Below are 8,838 nucleotides of genomic sequence, written 5' to 3' on the forward strand. Positions count from 1 at the left end.
TGCGCCGGAGAACCACGAGCGTGGTTGCGCGGATATCCGCGAGTTGGCGCCGGTGGGTGCGGTGGACAAGGACCGGCTGCGCGGGGAGATCGAGGGGCTGCAGGCGCGGGGCTACACGCCGATCGGTAACTCGCTGCGCGCGGCCGCCGACATGCTGTCCCCGGACGCGTCGGAGCGTTCGATCGTGCTGGTCTCGGACGGGATCGACACCTGCACGCCCCCGCCGCCGTGCGAGGTCGCGGCCGAACTCGCCGACGAGGGCGTGGGTCTGGCCGTGCACGTGGTGGGTTTCCGCGCCGACGAGGCCACACGGGCAGAGTTGGAGTGCATCGCGAACACGACCGGCGGCAGCTACCGGCAGGCCGATGACGCGGCGGCGTTGAGCGAGTCGTTGCAGTTCCTGGCCCAGCGCGCGATCGTCGAGTACGAGACCACGGGCACGGAGTTCCAGTTCGCGGACACCGCAGACGAGGCCCTCTACGTCGGTCAAGGCCTCTACCGGACCACGGTGCAGACCGTGTCCGAGCTCAACACCGCCGCCGTGCCGGAGAAGTTCCTCCGTGTCGCCGTCCCCGAGGGGCATCGCGCGTACGTCGCGGTCACGGCGGTGCCGCGCATCGACCTGACCGACACGGGCGGCGGCGAGGGGATCAATGTCCGGCTGACGTCGACCAACGAGTCGCATCACACCTGCACCAAAGACGTCGCGTCCTCGCAGACGAGCGGCGGCGGATGGGAGCCGCCGGAGTCGACGGTCCTCGCGTTCGCGGGCCAGGAGCCGGGTGACGAGTGCGACGGCACCCAGTTCCTCGTGGCCGCCCAGTTCAACACCGCGGGCCTGGGTGCCGCCGAGGAGTTCGAGGTGGAGATGTCGGTGCAGTTCGAGCCGATGCCCGGCAACGAGGTGGGCACCTGGCCGGAAGGCCACCCCGGCAGCGCGCCCGACGCGGCTCCGGTCGAGATCTCGAGCCCGCAGCCGGTCGCGGGCGGGAACAGCTTCGCGAACGCGGCCGAGATCACCGAGGGGTCGTTCTCGGATGCGATCGTCCCCGGCGAGTTCCGCTACTACCGCGTCCCGGTCGAGTGGGGGCAGCGTCCGGTGGTGACCCTGAAGACGGGCCCGTCGGTCCGGGAGACCAACGACACCCTGTACGGCGCGATCTACGGTCCGGTCCGGCAGCAGCTGGGGTCCGAGTACATCTCCTATCGGCAAGAGGGCGAGGAGATGACGGTCGCCTCCGACCGCCCGGTGAACTTCAACAACCGGAACGCCAACGTGGGCGGCGAGCGCGTGTCGATCGCGGGGGAGCACTACCTCGCGGTGTCGATGAGCGTGTTCGGCAACGACGTGCTGGGAGTGGAGCAGCCGTTCGAGTTCGCGGTCCGCATGGACGGCGAGCCCGGCGAGGGGCCGGACTGGGAGCCGGTGAACGAGCCGGGGCCGACGCCGTCGTCGTCGCCCATAGGCACGGACGCCGCGCCTGGCGGCGAGGCCAATGACGACAACGACGACGACAACCCCTCCGTCGTGGCCTCCGCGGAGGAGGATTCCAGCCTGCCCGGGTGGGCGCTCCCCGCCGGCATCGGGGTGATCCTGTTGATCCTCGCGGGGCTGGGCCTGTGGTTCTTCAGCCGGGGCAAGCAGCGGTAACAGCGCGCCGCTAACCGGGTGGCCCCGACCTGCTCGGGGCCGGGGCCACCCCTCTCGACGTGTGCACTGTCGCGGTCAACCGAGCGGACCCTATGCGGCATGTCGGCGACCCCAGGGCCGCCCAACCACTGGCGTCAGCCGTCGTCCCAGCCAGAGGCCACGGCATCCACAAAGGCCTGGTCGGCGGCATCGTCCGCGGAGGCGGCAATCGTGGCCGACTGACGCCAGGCCTCGCGTTGGAAGTCCGGCCGGCTGACATCAGCGACGCGGATCCGGACCGGGCGCCGATCGTGTGCCCGGAGCCGCTCGAGGCGACGGCGAGCACGGTCACGGGAGCCCATGAAGGCCACGCTACAACCGACGCATCGGGTTGGGGCGCGGTCGCGGCCGATGGCTACCATGGCGGCCGTGAGCCTTACCGTGTCTACCGTCAACGTCAACGGGATCCGCGCCGCCGTCAAGCAGCGGTCGGAGACCAACCTCGGATTCCTGCCCTGGCTCGAGGCCAGCGGCGCCGATGTGGTGGCCCTGCAGGAGGTGCGCGCCGACACCGACCAGACCCGCAAGGCCCTGGCCCCCGCGCTGGAGGCCGGCTGGCACCTGGTGGGAGCCCCGTCTGAGCTCAAGGGACGCGCCGGCGTGGCGTTGCTGTCGCGACACGAGCCGGCTGAGGTGACGATCGGCTACGGCGATCCCGAGTTCGCCGAGTCCGGCCGCTACATCGAGGCCGAGTACCCGGGCGCCGCCGCGGGGGAGACCGTGACCGTCGCGAGCCTGTACCTGCCGTCGGGGTCGGCGGGCACCCCCAAGCAGGATGAGAAGGACCGGTTCCTGGGCACGTTCCGCGAGTTCCTCGCCGAGCGCGCCGCTGCGGTCGCCTCCCGTGACGGTCACGAGATGATCGTCTGCGGCGACTGGAACATCGCCCACCGCGAGGCGGACCTGAAGAACCACAAGGGCAATCACAAGAACTCGGGGTTCCTGCCGCACGAGCGGGAGTGGATGACCGGCGTGTTTGCCGACGGCAGCGGCTGGACCGACATCGTCCGGCACCGCCGGCCCGACGAGGTGGGGCCGTACTCGTGGTGGTCGCAGCGCGGTCAGGCCTTCGACAACAACGCGGGCTGGCGCATCGACTACCACGTGGTCACCGACGGGCTCGTCGACCGCGCGGTGTCCGATCAGGTCGACCGGGCGAGCGCCTACGACATGCGCTGGTCGGACCACGCGCCGGTGACGGTCGTCTACAAGTAACCGGAGTCCCCGAGCCAGAGTCCCCGGCTGCGGGGAGCATCCTCTCCGGAACTGTCTCTGCGCTTACCCTTTTCGACGTGTCAGCCTACGATTCCCCCGCAGTCCAGGCCCTGGGGTCGCTCGCCGATCTCGGATCCCGTCGATTCTGGCGAACGGTCGGTCGCCCGATCGACCTCGACGGCGACGAGCACTGGCTCCGGGCTCCCCGTGCCACCGGGTCGCGAGTCGGCGACGCCTGGCTGCGGGCCTGGGCCGATGAGAACGCCTGCGAGCTGCGAACCGGCGGCGACACCGGCCTGTTGTCGAATATGAACGTCCTCGACGGCCCGGGCTTCGATGCGAACCGGCTACATCCACTCGTGCGCGAGTTTTACGAGCACACCACGCGCTTCCGGATGGAAGTGTGGATGCAGTGGAATCCGCTGGCGTGGCCGGCCGCCGAGGTGGTTCGCGTGGGCTTCGGTAGACGGGTGGATCAACTGGCACTGCCATCCAAGCCGCTCGACGTGGCGTACGGGATGGACAGCGACGTCACCGTGTTGGAGCGGCCGGACGGTTCGCAGCTGTCCGCCGGCTGGCTGCGAACACTTCGGTCGACGGGGGAACACGTCTACAGCGGGTGTTACACCGCCTCAACGCTCCCGGGCGCCGATCGTGCCAGTGTGCACGTGTCCTTCCCGCTCGAGAAGGGCAATGTCCAGGTGTTCCTCAGGCCCGATATCGGCGACGACGGCTCCCTGACATTGACCTCCGGTCGTGGTGGGTTCGGCGACAACGGGTGCTACGCGGTCGTCGACAACGGTGGTCGCGACCACTGCGCCCGAGCGCCGCTCCACGAGAAATTCCATCTGTATGTCGACGACGAGGGCGTCCTGCGCACGGACCATGAGCTCAACGTGTGGTCCATCCCGGCCGCGAGATTGCACTTCAAACTGCTGCGGATTGCGTAGTCGCTGTCCGCCGAATCCTCCGTACCGACGTTCTGCCCATTCCCCGCGTTCTCCGTGCTTCCCGCGGTGGCCGGTCCGTAGCCTTGGGTGCATGCCGAAGTTCGCTACTGCTGAACGTCCTGACCGCGCCGGCCTCGTCGACTTCCTCTCGACCCGGCATCGCGCAGTTCTCATCACCCGCCGCGCATCCGGTGGCCTGCAGTCCTCGCCGGTGACCTGTGGCGTCGACTCCGAGGGGCGGCTCGTCGTGGCGACCTACCCGCAGCGGGCGAAGGTCACCAATATCCGCCGCGACCCGGCGGTGAGCGTGTGCGTGATCTCCGACGACTGGAACGGACCATACGTCCACCTCGACGGCTCCGCCGAGGTCATCAACCTGCCCGACTCCGTCGAGCCGTTGGTCGAGTACTTCCGCAGTGTCGCCGGCGAGCATGACAACTGGGATGAGTATCGCGAGGCGATGGTCCGCCAGGGCAAGTCGCTCATCCGTGTGACGATCGACGACTGGGGCCCGGTCGCCACGGGAGGCTTTCCGCCACAGTCCGACTGACCGAGCGAGCGACGGGGTTCCGCTTACTATGTGAACATGTCGACGACGCACGGTGCTGCTTTATCGCGGTGGTTCTCCCTCACCACAGGGCTGGTCGCCGGCGCGCTGTTGGCTGCCTTGGCCTTCTTCGTGGTGGGGCTCGTCCAGGACGACGCTGCGGGTGAGGTCAGCACCGTGTACCGATTGAGTGATGACGATGCCCTCGAGCCCGGGCCCGTGTCACTCATCAGTGTCAGAGATATCCGGCAGCCTTCGTCCATCCCCGGACTCCCGGCCCCGACCGGCGACCATTACGTGTCACTGGTAATGGCGCTGGAAGGAGATGAATCCGAGGCGCAGCAGTGGTCGACCCTCGAGGACCTGACACTGGAAGTGTTCGCCGTTGATGACTCTGGTGGGCGCGAGCAGCTCACCCCGACCGACTTCGGCCAGCTGACACTCGACGGGATCGGCGGACGGATTCGCGGGATCGACCCGTACTGGCTCCGGCTCGACTTCACCCCGCCCGCGGGAGATGTCGTGGAATACGAGGTGGATCTCGCGGTCGACGGCGAAGACCACGCATTCACCGTCCGCGCGGAGGAGTTGCCCAGGGAGGCGGCCGATACGCTGCAGACGGCGCACCTCGGCCCCGGCGAACAGGCCTCCACCGATTTCACCTTCAGGTACGACCGTCCCTGCGGAGAATTCCTGGCCCGGATTTCCTACCAACCCACTGTCGACGAGGAGGAGGAGACCTCCTTCGTAGAGGTGCCGTTTGACGTCGGGAATGAAGAGTGCCTCGCCGAACGCTGAGAACGGCTAGGTGGTGATGGGATAATCGCCGACATGCAGGGGATGACCGCAGGCCGATTTCACTTCGTGGTTCGCGCGCTGATGGCGTTGGTCGCGGGGCTCGCACTCGCGGTCGGCGGAGCCGCGTGCTCGACGCTGGCGACCACCGAGACCGGGTCGGGAGTCGACGGATCGATCTCGGAACAGTTCGGTGACGAGTCCTCGTGGTTTGACGACAGCGCCGGCTACGACGACTCCGGCTACGACGGCTACGTCGACGACGCCGATGACTTCGGGCCCGGCGATGTCGAATCCGCGCCTCCCGGCATCCCGCCACACGTCCTGGACACACTCGCCCTGATCGACGCCGGGGACTGGCCGGACGCCGCCAATGCGCCAGGCACACAGGGTGGGGAACGCTTCGGCAACCGCGAGCAACTCCTACCCAAGACCAGCGCGGACGGCCAACGGATCCGCTATCAGGAGTGGGACGTCAATCCCAAGGAGCCCGGCCAGGGGCGTGACGCCGAACGGATAGTCACCGGCGACGACGGCTCCGCCTGGTACACCGCCGACCACTACGCGTCGTTCGACCGCATCCGATGACCCCACGCAGGAGAAATACGTCGATGCTCGACTTCCATGCACTCGTCACCGCAGCTGCGGGCGGCACGTTCTTCCATGACGCCACCGGCCGAGTCCCCGAGGTGCCCGTCGACCTCGCGCCGGCCGCCGGTGTCCGCCGGCTCAGCGGTCGCCGGATGACCGACCTGGGCGGGGTGTACGACGAAGCCTCCGCAGCACTGCAGTTCCCCCAGTATTTCGGCCGCAACCTCGACGCCTTTGATGAATGCCTCCGCGACGTCGACCTGCCCGAGGCGCCGGGCGGGGCCGTCGTCGTCGTGGTGACGGAGGCGGAGTCGATGCTCACCTCCGCGCCGGGACGCCGCGAGTGGTTTGCCGAAGCCGTGGACGATGCCAACGAAATCCGAGCTGAGCGAGAGAACGGCCCCGTCGTCGTCGTCTTCTCCACCCACGCCGACACCCCGGCCGACCAGCACTGGTGGCGCGGCGAGGCCCTCGGCGGACGTGCCGTTCACGCGTGGGATGATGGACATCATGTCTGAACAGCCCACCTCCGCAGCTCCCGCCAAGCGCCAGCGCGTCCTGTCCGGCATCCAGCCGACCGCGGATTCGTACCACCTCGGTAACTACCTGGGCGCCGTGCGGCAGTGGGTCGATCTGCAGGACGACTACGACGCCTTCTACTTCATCCCCGACCTGCACGCGATCACCGTCCGGCAGGACCCCAAGGAACTGCGCGAGCGTGTCTTCCGCGGCTGCGCGCAGCTGCTCGCGCTGGGCATCGACCCGGCCAAATCCGTGCTGTTCGTCCAGTCGCACGTGCCTGAGCACGCCGAGCTGTCGTGGGTGCTGAGCTGCATCACCGGCTACGGCGAGGCCGCCCGCATGACCCAGTTCAAGGACAAGGCCGCCAAGCAGGGCACCGACGGCACCACCGTGGGACTGTTCACCTACCCGGTGCTCATGGCCGCCGACATCCTGCTCTACCGCCCGCACCTCGTGCCGGTCGGCGAGGACCAGCGCCAGCACCTCGAGCTCACCCGCGACCTGGCGATGCGGTTCAACTCCCGCTACAAGAAGACCTTCGTCGTGCCCGAGGGCAAGATCCTCGAGGGCTCCGCCAAGATCTACGACCTACAGGAGCCCACCGCCAAGATGAGCAAGTCGGGCTCCAACCCGAAGGGCATCGTCAACCTGCTCGACGACCCCAAGGCCTCCGCCAAGCGCATCAAGAGTGCCGTGACGGACAACGATGGCGAGATCCGCTTCGATCGCGAGGCCAAGCCCGGCGTGTCCAACCTGCTGACCATCCAGTCGGCGTTCACCGGCCGCAGCGTGGACGACATCGTGGCCGACTACCAGTCGGCCGGTGCCCAGTACGGCGCGCTCAAGACTGACACCGCCGACGCGCTGGAAGCGTTCGTCACCCCGCTGCGGGGCCGCTTCGACGAGTACATGTCCGACCGGGCCGAACTCGAGCGCATCCTCGCCGACGGCGCCGACCGGGCCCGCGCCGTCGCGAGCCCGGTCCTGTCGCAGGTCTACCAGGCGGTCGGTTTCACCGCGCCGAAGCGAGGCTGACGCCAGAACTTGAGTCCGGGCCTGACCCCGGGCCGGCCTCGACGCTCGCACCTCCGTCTGCTCGCGGCCGTGCAGCCGACTCTCGGCGTACGAGGCCATATCCTCATTCAGTTGCAAGACGCCGGCTGCCGGTCGCAAGACAGGGGGTGCGAATCCCGGCCCAGGAATCGCACAGAATGTCTTGCCAGTGCCGATGCGTGTCTTGCAACCGCTGGTGGTTGGGCGGGTGTGCGGGGAGGGGTGGCGTGGGGGTGCGGCCGAGAGGTCAGGCCTCGCGCGTGCCCTGCTGGTAGACCTGCTTCCACTCGGTGCCCGTGCGCTGCCAAATAGAGCTGCGCAGCGAGGACACCCCGTCCGGGCCGGACGCGCGCCACAGCAGCAGCACCACGTCATCGGACAAGCGCCGGGTCTCGACCACCTCGAGCTCTACTCCCGTATGGGACCGCCCGGCCTCGCTGACCTCGCGCCGGGTCCACGTCCGGCCCGACGCATCCACCTGTCGCCACCGCACGTCCAGCAGGCGGGTGAGCTGCTTGCGGTCGAGTCGTACGGCGTCGTCGAGAAGGGACCGCTCGAGGGCGACGACCTGGGCGAAGACGTCGGAGTCAGTGGCGGAACCTGAAGCAGGAGAGCCCGAGCCGGTCCCGGCATTTGCGCTGGTATGGGATTTGCTCGCGGGCTCCGATCCGGGCCCCGAGCTGGAGCTGGAGCCGGAGGCCAGTCCGTCCAGCGAGAACAGGTCCGGCTCATCGGCGGGGGCGGGCTGGGTGGGCGCCGTTGTCGTCGTCGTCCCCTTGGGGTTGTCTTTCCCCGCGGTCGGGGGAGCGGCCGGATCCTCGCCCGCACCCACGGCGGTCGCGCCCGGAAACCCCGGTCCGGCGTCCGGCAGCTTCTTGGCCGCGTGCGCCTTGGCGGCACTGTTGGCGAGCTCGTCGGCCTTCTCGTTCATCTCGTGACCGGCGTGGCCCTTGACCCACTCGAAGGTGACGTTGCGGCCCTGTATTGCGGCGTCGAGCGCCTTCATCACCTCGACGTTGAGGACCGGCTTGCCGTCAGCCTTCTTCCAGCCCTTGCGCTTCCAGCCGGCCATCCACTTGGTGATGGAGTTGATGACGTACTGCGAATCGCAGAGCACGTGCAGCGGCTCGTCGGTGTGCGCGGTCTGGCGCAGCAGATCCAGCACGGCCGTGAGCTCGCCCTGGTTGTTGGTGCCGCGCTTCCAGCCGCCGCAGCGCCAGCGGGCGTCGTCGATGTACCAGGCCCAGCCGGCGGGGCCGGGATTTCCGAGGGCGGAACCGTCAGCGGCAGCGATGATCGTCACGGGTGCCGATCCTGCCACCGACGGCGGCGTCGGCGTGAACCGGGCCGGGCGCGGCTCCGCACTGAGCGGGCGCGGCTCCGACCCGGACCGGGCAGGGCCGGGGGTCAGCCCTGGAGTTCGCCGGGCTCGATGTCGTCGAGGTCGATCGGCCAGTCGGCGTCCTTGCCGCTGC

General features: G+C 68.8%; 10 protein-coding genes. 8 read left to right on the forward strand and 2 right to left on the reverse strand.

Features of this window, described 5'->3' with window-relative positions; translation table 11 throughout:
- Window positions 1–1,651 (forward strand): vWA domain-containing protein (locus tag G6016_RS04715; protein ID WP_182631543.1); only part of this gene is annotated, 1,651 nt, incomplete at its 5' end.
- 134 nt (window positions 1,652–1,785) lie between these two features.
- Here the strand turns inward: G6016_RS04715 and G6016_RS04720 are convergent.
- Window positions 1,786–1,992 (reverse strand): antitoxin MazE-like protein, encoded by a 207-nt coding sequence (locus G6016_RS04720; protein WP_182631544.1) that lies wholly within the window; start codon window positions 1,990–1,992, stop codon window positions 1,786–1,788.
- A gap of 58 nt (window positions 1,993–2,050) precedes the next feature.
- Here G6016_RS04720 and G6016_RS04725 point away from each other — a divergent pair, with 58 nt between their 5' ends.
- From G6016_RS04725 to trpS, 7 genes are all read left to right on the forward strand, one after another.
- Entirely contained in the window at window positions 2,051–2,905 is an 855-nt protein-coding gene (locus G6016_RS04725) for an exodeoxyribonuclease III (RefSeq protein ID WP_182631545.1), read from the forward strand.
- Window positions 2,906–2,982: 77 nt separating this feature from the next.
- A complete protein-coding gene (locus tag G6016_RS04730) occupies window positions 2,983–3,855 on the forward strand; it encodes a hypothetical protein (protein WP_338403517.1) in 873 nt (290 codons plus the stop codon).
- A 91-nt stretch (window positions 3,856–3,946) separates the two neighbouring features.
- Window positions 3,947–4,405: a PPOX class F420-dependent oxidoreductase gene (locus G6016_RS04735; RefSeq protein WP_182631546.1), complete on the forward strand. Its 459-nt coding sequence runs from the start codon at window positions 3,947–3,949 to the stop codon at window positions 4,403–4,405.
- Window positions 4,406–4,441: 36 nt separating this feature from the next.
- Window positions 4,442–5,200, forward strand: a complete 759-nt coding sequence (locus tag G6016_RS04740; RefSeq protein WP_182631547.1) for a hypothetical protein — start codon at window positions 4,442–4,444, stop codon at window positions 5,198–5,200.
- A gap of 33 nt (window positions 5,201–5,233) precedes the next feature.
- On the forward strand, window positions 5,234–5,785 hold the full coding sequence (locus tag G6016_RS04745; RefSeq protein ID WP_241729761.1) for a guanyl-specific ribonuclease: 552 nt from the start codon (window positions 5,234–5,236) through the stop codon (window positions 5,783–5,785).
- 23 nt (window positions 5,786–5,808) lie between these two features.
- Complete coding sequence (locus G6016_RS04750) at window positions 5,809–6,306, forward strand: barstar family protein (protein ID WP_182631548.1); 498 nt, start codon at window positions 5,809–5,811, stop codon at window positions 6,304–6,306.
- Window positions 6,290–7,345, forward strand: coding sequence for a tryptophan--tRNA ligase (gene trpS, locus G6016_RS04755; RefSeq protein ID WP_380023005.1), 1,056 nt, complete (start codon window positions 6,290–6,292; stop codon window positions 7,343–7,345). Before G6016_RS04750 ends, trpS begins: the two co-directional genes overlap by 17 nt.
- A 265-nt stretch (window positions 7,346–7,610) precedes the next feature.
- Here trpS and G6016_RS04760 read toward each other — a convergent pair whose 3' ends face one another.
- The gene (locus G6016_RS04760; protein WP_182631549.1) at window positions 7,611–8,666 is read right to left on the reverse strand and encodes an RNase H family protein; all 1,056 of its coding nucleotides are present in this window, start codon (window positions 8,664–8,666) and stop codon (window positions 7,611–7,613) included.
- Between the last annotated feature and the right edge of the window lie 172 nt (window positions 8,667–8,838).

Origin of the sequence: Dietzia aerolata, assembly GCF_014144865.1 — a bacterium.
GTDB lineage: Bacteria > Actinomycetota > Actinomycetes > Mycobacteriales > Mycobacteriaceae > Dietzia > Dietzia aerolata.

Bases quoted from the DNA above. Each gene is read 5' to 3' on its own strand.
- G6016_RS04720 (WP_182631544.1), bottom strand. From the start codon at position 1,992: ATGGGCTCCCGTGACCGTGCTCGCCGTCGCCTCGAGCGGCTCCGGGCA.
- G6016_RS04725 (WP_182631545.1), top strand. From the start codon at position 2,051: ATGGCGGCCGTGAGCCTTACCGTGTCTACCGTCAACGTCAACGGGATC.
- G6016_RS04735 (WP_182631546.1), top strand. From the start codon at position 3,947: ATGCCGAAGTTCGCTACTGCTGAACGTCCTGACCGCGCCGGCCTCGTC.
- G6016_RS04740 (WP_182631547.1), top strand. From the start codon at position 4,442: ATGTCGACGACGCACGGTGCTGCTTTATCGCGGTGGTTCTCCCTCACC.
- G6016_RS04745 (WP_241729761.1), top strand. From the start codon at position 5,234: ATGCAGGGGATGACCGCAGGCCGATTTCACTTCGTGGTTCGCGCGCTG.
- G6016_RS04750 (WP_182631548.1), top strand. From the start codon at position 5,809: ATGCTCGACTTCCATGCACTCGTCACCGCAGCTGCGGGCGGCACGTTC.
- trpS (WP_380023005.1), top strand. From the start codon at position 6,290: ATGGACATCATGTCTGAACAGCCCACCTCCGCAGCTCCCGCCAAGCGC.